The following is a 15,201-nucleotide window of genomic DNA, read 5'->3' on the forward strand; positions in this document are numbered from 1 at the left end:
CCGATGAAACCTGTCCTATTTTACAAGAACTTGAAAGAGGCGGCCTGAAAGATGACGGGAAAACTGCTGGCAATTCTTCTGCTGCTGTCGGCCATCGTGGCAGGCCTCGGCATGTATTATCTACAGGTCTACGGCTATTATTATGAGGTCGAACCGCAACCGGGGCAGGACGTTGCCCTGATGACGGATGCGGGCGGTGTGCCGGAACCCATCGCCTATTCCGGGTTTCAGGCAATCGACGCCGACAGTTCGCCTATTCGGTATCGCGCCTGTTTCGAGACCGAATTGTCGCCGGACCAGATGGCTGGATACGTGCCTGTCGAAAACTCCGAACCCCTGACCGCACCGGGATGGTTTGAATGCTACGATGCGGTGTCTTTGGCGGAAGCGCTTGAATCCGGGCAGGCGCGGGCGTTCATGGGGGTGAAGAACATTCATTTCGGCGTCGACCGGATCGTGGCGATCACCGAAGAAGGCAAGGGCTATGTCTGGCACGCGTTGAACAATTGCGGTGAAAAAGCCTATGACGGTACCGTCGTGGGCGAGGAATGTCCGCCGCGCCCGGAAAACTGAAGGAGCAGACCGTGGGCCATGTCATAGAAATCCCCGATTTCCTGACGGCCACTCTGGGGTTTGCGGTCTATCTGATCGGGGCCGAGATCAACGCACGTGTGACAACCCTGCGCAATTTCAACATCCCCGAACCCGTAACAGGGGGCCTGCTGGCCTCGCTGGTGGTTCTGATGCTCTATCTGGTCTTCGGGATCGAACTGTCCTTTGGCCTGACAGCCCGCGATTTCCTGCTGGTCCTGTTTTTTGCCGGGATCGGCCTGAACGCCCGTCTGTCTGACCTCATTGCGGGCGGTAAGCCGTTAATCTTGCTTTTGATTCTCACTCTGGCGACGATAGTCTTTCAGAATGTGATTGGCGCGGCTGGGGCGGTGATCTTCGGCTATCCCGCACAGGCCGGTGTGTTGTTCGGATCGGCGGCCCTGATCGGTGGGCACGGTACGGCAATCGCATGGGCGCCGGACGTGGCGCAGGCAACGGGCCTTGACGGCGCGACCGAACTGGGTGTGGCCGTCGCCACCCTTGGATTGGTGCTTGCCGCGCTGGTTGGCGGCCCGATTGCGCGCCTGCTGGTCGAACGGCGCGGCCTGACGCCTGACCGCCCCGACGAAGAACACAGCATCGGATTGCCGGATGAGCATGACGGGCACACCGCAAACATCGATCATCTGACCGTCATGCGCGTCTTGCTGCACCTGAACCTGGCGATCATCTCGGGATATGCGCTGAATGAATCAATTGCCGCCGCCGGGCTGAAACTGCCGCTGTTCGTGCCCTGCCTGATCATGGGCATCGTGATCGCCAATCTGCGGGACGCGCTGTTTCCCGATGCTCCGAAAGTGTCGCGCACACCGTCGCTGGCGCTGATTTCGGAATTTGCGCTGGGCGCGTTTCTGGCAATGTCGCTGATGAGCCTGCAACTCTGGACCATTGCGCAGCTGGGCATGGCCATTGCCGTGATCATGACAGCGCAGACGCTCTTTGCTGTGCTGTTCGTCCTCTGGCTGCTGTTCCCGGTCATGGGGTCCAACTATCGCGCCGCAGTACTGGCCGCCGGGTTTGGCGGCTTTGCGTTGGGGGCCACACCCACCGCTATCGCAAATATGACAGCCGTGACCAAGCGATATGGCCCATCGCCTATTGCCTTTATCGTGCTGCCCCTTGTATCCGCCTTCTTTGTGGATATCGCCAATGCCATCGTCATTCAGACGATCGTCAATTTCTAAGGACCGACAATGCCCGACCTGCTGATCGAACTGTTCTCCGAAGAGATCCCCGCACGGATGCAAGCCCGTGCCGGCGAGGATCTGAAAAAGCGGATTACTGATGGTCTGGTCGAGGCCGGTCTGACCTATGCAAACGCCGCCGCCCTGACCACGCCCCGCCGCCTGACGCTGGCGGTCGAGGGGCTGCTGGCGAAAAGCCCCACCATCCGGGAAGAACGCAAGGGCCCAAAGGTCGGCGCACCCGACAAGGCAATCGAAGGGTTCCTGCGCGGCGCGGGCCTGACCCGTGATCAGCTGGAAGAACGCGAAACGCCCAAGGGGGCCATCTATTTCGCCACCATCGAAAAGGCCGGTCGCCCCGCGGCTGAGATCATTGCCGAAGTGCTCGAAACCACCATCCGCAATTTCCCTTGGCCTAAGTCCATGCGTTGGGGCAGTGGCAGCTTGCGCTGGGTGCGCCCGCTGCATTCGATCCTGTGCATTCTGACGGATGAGGCCGGGGCGCAGGTCGTGCCAATGGATGTCGATGGCATTTCGTCCGGCGACACCACAGCAGGACACCGCTTCATGGCGCCCAACCGGTTTTCGGTCACGTCCTTCGACGATTACGCGGCCAAGCTGAAGCGGGCTTTTGTCGTCCTGTCCCCCGAGGAACGCGCCCGGCACATCTGGAACGACGCCCAGAACATGGCCTTTGCCGCCGGTCTTGAACTGGTCGAAGATCAGGGCCTGCTGGCCGAGGTCGCCGGTCTGGTCGAATGGCCGGTCGTCCTGATGGGGCGGATCGACGACGAATTCCTCGACCTGCCACCCGAGGTGCTGCAAACCTCGATGAAAGAACACCAAAAGTTCTTCTCGGTCCGCAATCCCAAAACGGGCCGGATTGAACGGTTCGTCACTGTTGCGAACCGCGAAACCGCTGACGATGGCGCGACCATTCTGGCGGGCAATCAGAAAGTGCTGTCGGCCCGTCTGGCCGATGCCAAGTTCTTTTGGGAAAATGACCTGCGCATTGCCAAATCGGACATTGCACAATGGACCCGCGCGCTGGAAAACGTCACGTTCCACAACAAACTGGGAACGCAGGCTGACCGGATCGGGCGCATCGCCGCGCTAGCCCGCGAACTGGCCCCAGTGACTGGAGCCGATGCTGATCAGGCTGAAAAAGCCGCGCGCCTGGCCAAGGCCGACCTCAGCTCGGAAATGGTCTACGAATTTCCCGAGCTTCAGGGCCTTATGGGGCGGTATTACATCGAAGCGGCAGGCGAAGATGCCGCCGTGGCCGCTGTCGCGCAAGAGCACTACTCGCCTTTGGGGCCGTCGGATGATGTGCCCACGGCTCCGCTGTCGGTGACCGTTGCATTGGCCGACAAGCTGGACACGCTGGCGGGGTTCTGGGCGATTGATGAAAAGCCTACCGGCTCGAAAGACCCGTTTGCCCTGCGCCGTGCGGCACTTGGGGTTATCCGGTTGGTGCTCGACAATGACCTGCGCCTGCATCTGGATCGGTTTTTCGACGGACAGCTGCTGCGTGCTGAAAGCGCTGCAAACGATGCGCTGGCGGCGGAAAACGTTGACGAACTTTTGGATGAAATCGCAGATCACGGCGTGTTTGGCGCAGCCTTCCAGACTGTCAAGGAAAGGCTGGGCGAAGTTTCGGGCGCCGATTTCCTGAGCCTTGAAAAGAAGATCCCCGACGCATCCGACGATCTCCTTTCCTTCTTCCACGACCGCCTCAAGGTCTTCCTCCGCGACGAAGGCATCCGTCACGACGTCATTGACGCCTGTATCGCGATGGACGGCAATGATGACCTCAATCTGCTTGTCAAACGCGCCCGCGCGCTGAACGCGGTGATCGCGACTGAAGATGGCGAAAACCTCGTGCAGGGCTTCAAGCGCGCCAACAACATCCTGACCCAGGCCGAGGAAAAGGACGGGGTGGAGTATTCCTACGGTGCGGATGTGAAATTCGCCGAAACAGACAGCGAAAAGGCATTGTTTGCGGCCTTGGATGCAGCACAGGCGCAAATCGAACGCGCGCTGACATCCGAAGATTTCCCCACGGCCATGGCCGCCATGGCGGGGCTGCGCGGACCGGTGGATGCGTTCTTTGAGGATGTGCAGGTCAACACCGACAATGATATTGTTCGCCGCAACCGGCTGAACCTGCTCAGCCAGATCCGGCAAATCTGCTCCAGCGTGGCCGATCTGACCCGGATCGAAGGGTAAACGACCGGGCGCGCTGGCAGGCGCGTCCACAACGCACTTGCGTGAAGGGCGCAAGCGCTTATGCTGCACGCAAACCAAAAGGTGCTGCAGTGCAGAATAATCCGAATACGACGCTCATTACATCCGACGCGCCTGTCACCGCCCATAGGCATGGCGGGCGGGCCAAATGTCTGCAACGTCTGGTCCGGCTGGACCTGCCGGTGCCCCGAACCGTTGCGTTGTCATTTGATGCCGTTCACCAGATCGCTGAAGGGACAGCCCCGGATATTGCGGCGATCCTCGAACAGTTCGATCCGACCTCGTTGCTATGCGTCCGGCCCAGTTCCGAAGACCCCGATTGGGGTGGTCCCGGCGCGGTTCTCAATATCGGAATGAACGATGCCCGTTATGTCGACCTGTCCGACACCATGGGGGCCGAGGCCGCCGCAGCCCTGTATCTGAGGTTCGTTCAAAGCTATGCGATCCACGTGGCGCGGCTGGATGCGGATGTGTTTGATGACATCGACGCAGATGGCCGCGAGGGGCTGCGTCATTCGCTGCGCGCCTACGAGGATGAAACCGACGAGGTCTTTCCGCAGGACAGGGGCGAACAGCTGATCGGCGTTCTGCGCTCGATGGCACGTGCATGGGACGGGACGTCCGCGCGCTTGCTGCGGCAGGCCAAGGGGGCACCTGCTGATGCCGGGCTTGGGTTGGTCATTCAAGAGATGATCCCCGGCGTCGGGAAAGGGGAATGCGGATCGGGCGTTCTGCAACTGGTTGATTCCACAACCGGTATGCCACAGATCACCGGTCGCTACCTCAGCCAGAGTCAGGGACGCGATGCGTTGGGCAAAGATGTGGCCGCCCTGTTTCTGGAAAAAGACCCGCGCGGCCCCTCGCTGGAAGAGGTCGCGCCCAATGCTTTTGCCGATGTCAAAACGCATGCCGCCCTGATGCGCGAGAAACTGCGCGAAGAAATGCAGGTCGAATTCGTCATTCAGGATGGCACTGTGCATATTCTGGATGGCGTCCGGGTGCAGCGATCGGCTCGCGCGGCCATGCGCATTGCCGTACGTCTTGCTGAAGACGCTATCATACCGCCGCAAGAGGCGGTGATGCGTGTCGATCCGCACGCGCTGAACGAACTTCTGCACCGTCAGGTCCACCCTGATGCGCGCCGTGACGTGCTGACCACCGCCATTGGTGCCAGCCCCGGTGCCTCGACCGGCAAGATCGTGTTCACCTCGGCCGAAGCACAGGCCAGCGCCGCCCGTGGCGAGGCGTGTGTTCTGGTGCGCCGGGAAACCTCGCCCGAGGATGTGCGCGGGATGCACGCCGCCGTTGCGGTTCTGACGGAAAAGGGCGGCATGACCAGCCACGCGGCCGTGATCGGGCGCGGATTGGGTCTGCCCTGTATCGTCGGGGCCTCGGAAATGCGGTTTCAGACGAAAGACAAGATGCTGACCGCACCGGATGGGCGGGTATTTAAAACCGGCGATATTGTCACCATTGACGGCAGCTCGGGTCAGGTGCTGGCCGGTCAGCCCGCCATGCTCGAGGCCGCGTTGGATGACTGCTTCCAGACGCTGATGGGCTGGGCCGATGCCGAGCGTGACATCGACATCCGCGCCAATGCCGACACACCGGCTGATGCGCAGACGGCCCGGAACTTTCAGGCTCAGGGGATCGGTCTGTGCCGGACCGAACATATGTTCTTTGATCCCGGCCGTCTGATCGTGATGCGCGAAATGATCTTTGCGCAAACCTCGGCGGGCAGGGCGGCAGTGCTGGAACGCCTACTTCCGATGCAGCGCGAGGATTTTGTTCAGCTGTTCAGGATCATGGAAGGCCAGCCTGTCTGCATCCGCCTGTTCGATCCACCCTTGCATGAATTCCTGCCGACAACGCGCACCGGGCAACGGGAACTAGCTGAGGCGCTGGACCTGCCCGTGTCCGACGTCGAACGCCGGGTTGAGGCGATGACCGAATACAACCCCATGCTGGGTCTGCGCGGCGTTCGTCTGGGTGTCACCGTGCCCGAGATCTACGACATGCAGGCGCGCGCGATCTTCGAAGCCACACTTGAGGCCCGAAAAAACGGTGCCCCGGTGGTGCCCGAAGTGATGATCCCGCTGGTATCCGCCAAGCGCGAGGTTGAACTGGTCAAATCCCGCATCGACTCGGTCGCCGCCGCCGTTGAATCGGAACGGGGGCAGAAGTTCGAATATCGGCTGGGCGTCATGGTCGAAACACCACGCGCCTGTCTGCGCGCGGAAGAGATCGCGCCGCAGACCGCCTTCATGAGTTTTGGTACAAACGACCTGACGCAGATGACCTACGGCCTGTCCCGCGACGATGCCGGTCGTTTCATGTCCGCTTACGTGCGGCAGGGGGTCTTTACCGAAGATCCGTTCCACGTCCTTGATCCGGACGGGGTGGGCGAGCTGCTGAAACTCGGGGCGGAACGCGGACGTGCCGCGAAGCCGGATGTGACCCTTTCGGTCTGTGGCGAACACGGTGGAAACCCCGAATCAATCGCCATCTGCCGTGATCTTGGATTCGACTATGTGTCGTGCTCACCGTTCCGGGTTCCGGTCGCTCGGCTGGCTGCCGCTCAACTGGCGATTTCCTCCAGACTTGGGGGTTGACACTGCGCTGAACCCCAAGGAATAGTGGGTTATTCGGTCACTCGTAGGCGAAAAATATTTTCGCTACGGGCGATTTTCCACTTGCTTTTTTCAAGATACTGGACCTTTGCCTCGGTCTGGGGTATCAGCCTCGTCGCGCCCGCCGGGGGAGGGTAAGGCGCGTGATGTGCCTGTGCGAGGTTATCTGATGCTACGTTACATATTGGCTGTTGCCGCAGTGGCGGCAACCGTGCTGCCGAGTGCGTCCTTCGCCGAGAAGGAAGCGACTGATACTGCAAAACAAGAACTTGTCGCCCGCAGCGAGCTGCCAGCGCAAAGTTTTCGGGACTATTTCAAGCTGTTCCAGCCCCGCAAGGCGGCTGAACCTGTCGAAGTGTCCTTCTCCAAAGACTGGCTTGACCAGCAACCAAAGGCCACGGGCGGCGAAAACTGGGAATGCCTGTCAGAAGCCCTGTACTTCGAGGCGCGCGGCGAAAGCGTGCGCGGCCAGTTCGCGGTTGCCGAGGTGATCCTGAACCGGGTCAAAAGCAGCCGTTTCCCGGATTCCCTGTGCGGGGTGATCCATCAGGGGACCGGCAAGAAATACCAGTGCCAGTTCACATACACCTGCGATGGCCGCAAGGAAGTCATCCACGAGAAAAAGGCGTATGAGCGTGTGGCGAAAGTCGCGCGGGCTGCCATTGATGGCGTGGCGGATGAGTTGACCGAAGGGGCAACACATTATCACACTACGTCGGTTCGCCCATCCTGGTCGCGGGTCTACAAACAGACGGCGAAAATCGGCGTGCATGTTTTTTACCGCCACAACTACCGGACAGCGAGCAACTGATTGACGCACCCGCGCTGGAAGCTTGCTGGCGCGGGGCAGGTTGCATCCTATATTGCGGGCCAGGAGACCCGTGATGATTTTGAACCGCAGACACCTTTTGCAATCCGCCGCTGCAGCATTGCTGATGCCGCGTGTGGCCAGCGCGGGTTTTGCACCGCTTAATGCGCGTGTAGCCAAACACCCGATCGCGCCGGCAAGTTATCCTGAAACGGCAGTCTGGACATATGACGGGTCTGTCCCCGGCGTTGAACTGCGCGTCAGGCAGGGCGACCGCATCCAGCGCACCCTGATGAACCAGCTTCCGCAAGCCACGTCGGTCCATTGGCACGGTATTCGCATCGAGAACGCCATGGACGGCGTACCGGGCCTGACGCAGGACGCTGTCGAGACGGGCGCAAGCTTTGATTACTCTTTCTCCGTTCCCGATGCAGGGACCTATTGGTACCATGCGCATAACCAGTCGATGGAACAGGTTGCGCGCGGGCTTTACGGGCCGCTGATCGTCGAAGAAACCGCGGCCCCCGATGTGGATCAGGATCTGGTGCTGATGCTGGACGACTGGCGGCTTGATCCGGAAACCGCCCAGATCACGGATGATTTCGACAATGGCCATGACCTCAGCCTCGCTGGTCGGCTGGGGAATATCATCACTGTCAACGGATCCCTTGACCCGCGTGTTCAGGCGCGACGGAACGACCGTCTCCGGCTGCGCCTGATCAACGCCTCCAACGCGCGGATTTTTGACCTGGATCTCGACGGGTTGTCTGGTTGGATTGTCGCCCTTGACGGTATGCCACTGGGAACGCCGATCCCATTGTCGGGGGCTTTCCCAATCGCCCCCGCACAACGTATCGATCTGGTTGTGGATGTCGTGGCTGCGGGCGATACGGCAAGTCTGGTGAGTGTTGAACGCGACGGTGCCTTTGGCATCGTTCGGTTCGATGTCGACGAACCTCTCGCACCCGCGCCACGACAAGGCGTGGCAGCGTTGCCGCCCAACCCTTTGCCAGTCGTCGAGGATGTCTCATCCGCACCATTGCACCGGATGTCCCTGCAAGGCGGGGCGATGCGCTGGCTGGACAACGCCCGGATCGGGGACACTGAATTGTCAGGCCAGGAATTGGCGCAGTTGGGCCGGTTCTGGGCCCTGAACGGTTATGCGGAACGCCCGTCCGACCCGTTTCTGGACGCCCGGACCGGCGGCCTTTACAGGATTGAGTTTGTCAATGAAACAGTCTTTCCACATGCCATGCATTTGCACGGCCACCACTTCCGACTGATCCAGCCGGACGGATCGCTTGGCCCGTGGCGCGACACTGTTTTGGTTGATCGCGGACAAACCCGCCAGATCGCGCTGGTCACGGATAATCCGGGGGACTGGCTGTTGCATTGCCATATGCTGGGACATGCCGCTTCGGGTATGATGAGCTGGTTTCGCGTCACCTGACGCCGCATTCGGCGGTTGGAATGGCGTTTGTTTGAATGTTATAGGCCCTTGCAACGCCTATAGTGGGCAAGCCCTGCAACAAGCCGAAAAGGCCGGACCCATGAGTTCTGAAATCCGACTGGCATTTGCGCACCCGTCCGAACGGTCTGAGGCGACCTCGCCCCGAGGGCCGCTGGACCGCATTTCCCTGCGCGACCATATTGTCGAGGTTGAAATCGGTGCGTTTCAGGCCGAGCGGGGAACAACCCAGCGGATCTGTTTCAATATCGTGGTCGAAGTCCGGCCTCTGACCGACCCGATTGACGACGATGTGGATCGCATCCTGTCTTATGACCGGGTAACGGAATCCATTGCCTATGAGCTCGCGGCCGAGCGTCTGAACCTGCTTGAAACCCTGGCCGAGCGTGTGGCTGAACGTATCTTGCATGAACCTCAGGCTGTAAGGGTCTTTGTCCGCATCGAAAAACTGGATCGCGGTCCGGGCGCTCTTGGGGTTGAGATCGTACGCGGGAAAGACTCGGTTCATCACGATGTGACCGAGGAAGACCGCCCGCATCCCCGTCTGGTCTACCTGTCGAATGACGCCATCGCCTCGGACAATCTGACCGGGTGGATCGACCAGTTGCAGAACCGCCAACGCCCGCTGATCCTGTGTGTGGGGGCGTCAGACCTGGCTGCGCCGCAAACCGGCCACGCAATGACACAGCGCCGGATTGACCTGCTTGCGATCGAGCAAAACGCGTGGGTTCTGGCCGCACGCGATCACCGCTGCAAGGTGGTTTCAACCCGGACGGAACTGGACTGGGCCATGAAGAACGGCCAGATCTGTGTCTGGGCCCCGTCCAAGATCGTTCTGGACGCAGTGGATGGTCCTTCTGCCGCGCCATCCGACGCCGTGGCTTTGGCCGCATGGTTTGCCGCGACCTTTGAAGCCAGTGAAATGATGGTCATCGGCGGCGAATTGCCGAAAGCGCCCAAAACCCCGCTGCGGGCTGTGGCCGTGGATCAGGCCCAATTGTGAGCATCTATTTCAGACCGCTGGTTCAGCACGGCCAGATCCGGCCCGCTGGTGCGTATTCTCTGGCCGGTCAATCCCTGTGGTTTACCCATGTCGAGGCGCTTGGGCGCGACACCGCACCGCAGATCATGGCGGCATCGGATATTCCCGATGGGGCGCTGGCGCGTTTGACCGGCCCGCGCGCACCTATCGCCGGGCTGGATATGCAGGCGCCGCATATCATGGGTATTCTCAACGCCACGCCTGACAGTTTCTCGGACGGGGGTGTTCACAGCTCGGTCGAGGCCGCCCGCGATGCCGCCGCCCGGATGGTGGCGCATGGGGCCACCATTCTGGATGTCGGCGGGGAATCAACGCGCCCGGGTGCGGATTTCATTCCGGCAGATCAGGAAATTGCCCGCACCCGCCCGGTGATCGAGGCGATTCGCGCGCAAACGGATGCCCTGATTTCAATCGACACCCGCAAAGCCAGCGTCGCCAAAGCGGCGTGTGCGGCGGGCGCTGGGCTGGTCAACGATGTCTCGGGGTTCACCTTCGATCCCGAACTGGCACCGTTTTGCGCCGCCAAGGGCACACCGGTCTGCGTCATGCATATGCAGGGCGATCCGGCCACGATGCAGGAAAACCCCAGCTACGACAACGTGTTGCTGGATGTTTACGACTTCCTCGAAACCCAGATCGCTCTGCTGGAGAACCTGGGACTTCGGCGCGATCTGATCATCGTCGATCCGGGCATCGGTTTCGGCAAGACCGAAGACCATAACCTGACCTTGCTGCGTAATCTCAGCCTGTTTCACGGGCTTGGCTGCCCGATCCTGCTGGGCGTGTCCCGCAAGGGCTTTATCGGAACAATTGGACGGGAACCTGACAAGACTGCCCGCGCTCCGGGTTCAATTGCCGTGGCTTTGGCCGGATTGTCCCAGGGCGTGCAGATCATTCGCGTTCACGACGTCGCCGAGACTGCTCAGGCCTTGCGCCTATGGGCCGCTGTCCGGTAATCCGGTCTCACGGAAAATCACGGAGTGACACCAATGCGCAAGCTGTTCGGAACCGACGGGGTGCGGGGCACGGCCAACACGCATCCGATGACGGCGGAAATGGCGTTGCGCATCGGGGCTGCGGTGGGGCGCTATTTCCGGCGCGATGCGACCGGTGTGCACCGGGTCGTCATCGGCAAGGACACGCGCCTGTCCGGCTATATGCTGGAAAACGCGCTGACCGCCGGTTTGACCTCAACGGGAATGAATGTGCTGTTGCTGGGGCCGGTCCCCACGCCTGCGGTGGGTCTGATGACGCGCTCGATGCGGGCCGATCTGGGTGTCATGATCTCGGCCAGCCACAACCCGGCAGAGGACAACGGTATCAAGTTCTTTGGCCCCGACGGCTATAAACTGTCCGATCAGGCCGAGATAGACATCGAAAAGCTGATCGACGAAGGTGTCCGGCCTGCTCAGGCCCAGAATATCGGACGGGCGCGTCGTGTTGATGACGCCCGTTTCAGATACGGCGAGCGTGTGAAATCCTCGCTGCCGCGCGATGTGCGTCTGGATGGCCTGAAGGTGGTGATTGACTGTGCCAATGGCGCCGCCCACCGCACCGCGCCCGAGGTTCTTTGGGAACTGGGCGCAGACGTGATCCCGGTTGGCATTGCGCCCAACGGAAAGAACATCAACCTCAACTGCGGATCGACCAAGCCGCAACTGGCTGCCGAAACCGTCGTGGCACATGGCGCTGACGTTGGTGTCTGTCTGGACGGCGACGCGGACCGGGTCGTTATCGTCGACGAAACCGGTCAGGTCGCTGATGGCGATCAGCTTATGGCGCTGCTGGCGACGGCCTGGAAAAAATCCGGGCAGTTGAAAGGCGATGCCCTAGTGGCCACCGTGATGTCCAATCTGGGGCTTGAACGGCACCTCTCGTCACACGGTATGCGACTGGAACGCACGGCGGTCGGCGACCGCTATGTGGTCGAGCGTATGCGCGAAGGTGGCTTCAATCTGGGCGGTGAACAATCCGGTCATATCGTGATGAGCGATTATGCCACCACCGGCGATGGCCTGATGGCCGGCCTGCATTTCCTGGCCGAGATGGTTCTGTCCGGTCGCAAAGCCTCGGACCTGTCCAAGCAGTTCGAAACCGTGCCGCAGCTGTTGAAGAACGTCCGCTATGCCAACGGTCAAACTCCGCTTGAAGTTCAAAGCGTTAAAGCTGCCATTGCCGATGCCGAGGCGCGGCTGAACGGGCAGGGCCGGTTGCTGATCCGTAAATCCGGCACCGAGCCGCTGATCCGCGTTATGGCCGAATGCGAGGATGACGCGCTGCTGGTCCAGGTCGTCGACAGCATCGTGGCCGAGGTCGAAGCCGCCGCAGGCTAGCGCCCGAACAGAACCTTGCGCAGGCTGAACCATTGGCTGATGGCCATGCCCGTCAGGATCAGGGCCAGGGCGACGTAGAACCGCAGGGGCAAGGCCTCGGACAGGATCCAGGCCCCGAACACCATCGACCAGATCGGCACCTGATAATTCACCAGTGTCAGGAACACCGACCCGGCGCTGCGGGTGATCGAAACCCGCAGCAAATTGGCGAATGCTGTGGGGATCAGCCCAAGCACGATCAGGGCCAGCGATGGGCGGTTACCCTGCCATGTGGGAACACCTTCGACCAGCAGCATGATGGGCACCAGCAGAACAGCGCCGACCAGCAGGGTCAGCGCGGCCAGCGCCAGTGGCTCGACCGGCGGGCAGCGCCGCGTCAGGATCGATGTCGAGGCATAGCAGAGGGCAGCCGAGATACAGGCCAGCTGCGCCAGTGGCTCGGTCCCTTGACCCAGCTTTGCCAGACCGGGTCCGATCAGGACCAATGCGCCGGAAAACCCAAGGCACACGCCCAGAAACCGACGCAGGTTCAGCGGCTCATCGGAAAAGAAATGCGCCAGCGGCAGCACCATGAGCGGAATTGCAGCCATGGACAACCCTGCAAAGGCCGAGGGCACATATTGCTGCCCCCAGCTGAGCAGCATGAAAGGCACCGCAGTCGACAACACGCCAATCAGCAGGATTGATGTAGTCAGCGCGGGTGTCAGTACCGGCATGCGGCGCCCGGTAATCCGCATCAGGACAAGCAATGTCACCGCGCCCAAAGTGGTGCGCGATGTCGCCACGGTAATCGGGCCATAGCCTTCCAAAGCCATCGCGACGACCATGAATGTGCCGCCCCAAATAAGCCCCAGCGTGAAAACGCCGCTCCAGTCCTGTTTCGTGGGTTGTTCAACCATTCCATCCCCTTATCCCGCGTGCGCGCCGGTGTCACGGGCTGATCTTGACTTAGCGTTAGTTTTCACTTACCGTAAGCAATGACTTACGATTTGACATTTTCAGCTTTGGGCGATGCAACCCGCAGGCAGGTGTTCGAAGCCGTCGCCAGCCAGCCTCAGGCAGTGGGTGAGCTTGCGTCAAAGCTGCCGGTAAGCCGACCGGCCGTCTCTCAACATCTCAAGGTGCTGTCGGATGCCGGACTGGTGACATGCCACGCGAAAGGGACGCGCCGGATCTATGCGGTGCGCCCCGAGGGGCTGGCAGAGCTGCGCAGATGGCTCGACCGGTACTGGACCGACGTGATGAACAGCTTTGCAGATGAGGTGAACAGAGCGGGAGAGAGGCCATGACAGACCCGATTGTCAAAACAATTGTCGTAAGTGCCTCAGCTGCGCGTGCTTTCGACATCTTCGTCAACCGCATCGGTACATGGTGGCCGCTGGACAGCCACGCGGTGTCCGCATCGCAGGGACAACCGGCAAGGGACGTGGTTATTGAACCCCGGATCGGTGGCGCGGTCTATGAGGTCATGTTCGACGGAACCCGTGCCGACTGGGGCGAAGTGCTGGCGATCGATCCCGGCCGATCCGTGGCATTCACCTGGCATCCGGGCACCAACAGCGGGTCTCCTACGCGCGTCGATGTGCGTTTTGAGGATTGCGGTTCGGGGCAGGCCAAAGTCACCTTGACGCATTCCGGCTGGGACGTCTGGGCAGATGAAGCGCCCCAAAAGCGCGGCGGCTACGATACGGGATGGGATATCGTTCTGGGTGAATGTTTTGCCAAAGCGGTCTTAAAATGAAAAAGGGCGACCGCCTGGGCCGCCCTTTGCCTGACATCGGTCAGACTTAGTTCTTTTCTTTGTCGACCATCTTGCCGGCCGAGATCCACGGCATCATGCCGCGCAGCTTGGCGCCGGTCTCTTCGATCATATGCTCGTCATTGGCGCGGCGCGATGCTTTGATGGTCGGCTGGCCAACGGCGTTTTCCAGCATGAAGTCACGGACGAATTTGCCCTGCTGGATGTCGTCCAGAACCGCTTTCATGCGGGCTTTGGTCTCGTCGTATTTCAGGATGCGCGGACCGGTGACATACTGGCCATACTCAGCCGTGTTCGAGATCGAGTAATCCATGTTGGCAATGCCGCCTTCATAGATCAGGTCAACGATCAGCTTCACTTCGTGCAGACACTCGAAATAGGCCATCTCGGGTGCGTAACCGGCCTCGACCAGAGTTTCAAAGCCGCACCGGATCAGTTCGACCAGACCACCGCACAGAACGGCCTGTTCGCCGAACAGGTCGGTTTCGCATTCTTCGCGGAAGTTGGTCTCGATGATGCCCGAGCGGCCGCCACCGATGGCCGAGCAGTAGGACAGGCCGATTTCCAGCGCCTTGCCGGTTGCATCGTTGTGGACCGCGACCAGGCAGGGCACGCCGCCGCCTTTGGTGTATTCGCCGCGCACGGTGTGGCCAGGGCCTTTGGGGGCCATCATGATGACGTCAACGCCGTCTTTTGGCTCGATCAGGCCGAAATGGACGTTCAGGCCGTGGGCAAACGCGATGGCGGCACCGGGCTTGATGTTGTCATGGACGTATTTCTTGTAGGTCTCGGCCTGCAATTCGTCGGGCATGGTGAACATGATGACGTCGCACCAGGCAGCCGCTTCGGCGATGCCCATCACTGCCAGACCTTCCGCTTCGGCTTTCTTGGCCGAGGGCGAGCCTTCGCGCAGGGCGATGACCAGGTTCTTGGCACCCGAGTCGCGCAGGTTCAGCGCGTGGGCGTGACCCTGGCTGCCATAGCCCAGGATAGCCACTTTCTTGTCTTTGATCAGGTTGATGTCGCAATCGCGATCGTAATAGACGCGCATTTTGCCGGTCCTTTCTGGTTTGGTTGGGGCGGTTCTACCTGCCGCGCGTCGGATTGGCGATAGGGTT

The 15,201-nt window shown here is 60.8% G+C and carries 13 protein-coding genes; 11 read left to right on the forward strand and 2 right to left on the reverse strand.

Translation table 11 applies throughout. From position 1 onward, the window contains the following. The first annotated feature begins 51 nt into the window (after positions 1-51). The 9 genes from AC2FLO_RS10025 (at position 52) to glmM (ending at position 12,324) form a co-directional block, all read left to right on the forward strand. Complete coding sequence (locus tag AC2FLO_RS10025; protein WP_496752918.1) at positions 52-573, forward strand: DUF6446 family protein; 522 nt, start codon at positions 52-54, stop codon at positions 571-573. Then, positions 549-1,796 carry a sodium/glutamate symporter gene (gltS, locus tag AC2FLO_RS10030; protein ID WP_496752917.1) on the forward strand — a complete coding sequence of 416 codons (1,248 nt, stop codon included), beginning with the start codon at positions 549-551 and terminating at the stop codon, positions 1,794-1,796. The genes AC2FLO_RS10025 and gltS overlap by 25 nt, the downstream gene beginning before the upstream one ends. Positions 1,797-1,805: 9 nt before the next feature. Further along, positions 1,806-4,025: a glycine--tRNA ligase subunit beta gene (glyS, locus tag AC2FLO_RS10035; RefSeq protein ID WP_496752916.1), complete on the forward strand. Its 2,220-nt coding sequence runs from the start codon at positions 1,806-1,808 to the stop codon at positions 4,023-4,025. Between the two features lie 89 nt (positions 4,026-4,114). Beyond that, complete coding sequence (locus AC2FLO_RS10040) at positions 4,115-6,655, forward strand: putative PEP-binding protein (RefSeq protein ID WP_496752915.1); 2,541 nt, start codon at positions 4,115-4,117, stop codon at positions 6,653-6,655. Positions 6,656-6,842: 187 nt separating this feature from the next. Continuing rightward, the gene (locus AC2FLO_RS10045) at positions 6,843-7,484 is read left to right on the forward strand and encodes a cell wall hydrolase (protein WP_267363369.1); all 642 of its coding nucleotides are present in this window, start codon (positions 6,843-6,845) and stop codon (positions 7,482-7,484) included. Between the two features lie 73 nt (positions 7,485-7,557). Continuing rightward, a complete protein-coding gene (locus AC2FLO_RS10050; RefSeq protein ID WP_496752914.1) occupies positions 7,558-8,931 on the forward strand; it encodes a multicopper oxidase family protein in 1,374 nt (457 codons plus the stop codon). A 100-nt stretch (positions 8,932-9,031) separates the two neighbouring features. After that, positions 9,032-9,952: a dihydroneopterin aldolase gene (locus AC2FLO_RS10055; protein ID WP_209504247.1), complete on the forward strand. Its 921-nt coding sequence runs from the start codon at positions 9,032-9,034 to the stop codon at positions 9,950-9,952. Then, positions 9,949-10,947, forward strand: coding sequence for a dihydropteroate synthase (gene folP / locus AC2FLO_RS10060; RefSeq protein ID WP_496752913.1), 999 nt, complete (start codon positions 9,949-9,951; stop codon positions 10,945-10,947). Before AC2FLO_RS10055 ends, folP begins: the two co-directional genes overlap by 4 nt. A 33-nt stretch (positions 10,948-10,980) precedes the next feature. After that, positions 10,981-12,324 carry a phosphoglucosamine mutase gene (gene glmM, locus AC2FLO_RS10065; RefSeq protein ID WP_480481419.1) on the forward strand — a complete coding sequence of 448 codons (1,344 nt, stop codon included), beginning with the start codon at positions 10,981-10,983 and terminating at the stop codon, positions 12,322-12,324. Here glmM and AC2FLO_RS10070 read toward each other — a convergent pair. Beyond that, a complete protein-coding gene (locus AC2FLO_RS10070) occupies positions 12,321-13,223 on the reverse strand; it encodes a DMT family transporter (RefSeq protein WP_496752912.1) in 903 nt (300 codons plus the stop codon). The genes glmM and AC2FLO_RS10070 overlap by 4 nt on opposite strands. Before the next feature lie 78 nt (positions 13,224-13,301). Between AC2FLO_RS10070 and AC2FLO_RS10075 the strand changes: the two genes are divergently transcribed. Both AC2FLO_RS10075 and AC2FLO_RS10080 read left to right on the forward strand, forming a co-directional pair. Continuing rightward, a complete protein-coding gene (locus AC2FLO_RS10075; RefSeq protein ID WP_480583631.1) occupies positions 13,302-13,613 on the forward strand; it encodes an ArsR/SmtB family transcription factor in 312 nt (103 codons plus the stop codon). Continuing rightward, positions 13,610-14,065, forward strand: a complete 456-nt coding sequence (locus tag AC2FLO_RS10080; protein WP_480485984.1) for an SRPBCC family protein — start codon at positions 13,610-13,612, stop codon at positions 14,063-14,065. The genes AC2FLO_RS10075 and AC2FLO_RS10080 overlap by 4 nt, the downstream gene beginning before the upstream one ends. A gap of 46 nt (positions 14,066-14,111) precedes the next feature. Here the strand turns inward: AC2FLO_RS10080 and ilvC are convergent, their stop codons facing one another. Continuing rightward, positions 14,112-15,134 carry a ketol-acid reductoisomerase gene (gene ilvC / locus AC2FLO_RS10085; protein ID WP_267363386.1) on the reverse strand — a complete coding sequence of 341 codons (1,023 nt, stop codon included), beginning with the start codon at positions 15,132-15,134 and terminating at the stop codon, positions 14,112-14,114. Positions 15,135-15,201 lie beyond the last annotated feature (67 nt).

Source organism: Ruegeria sp. TASC047 (assembly GCF_059612445.1).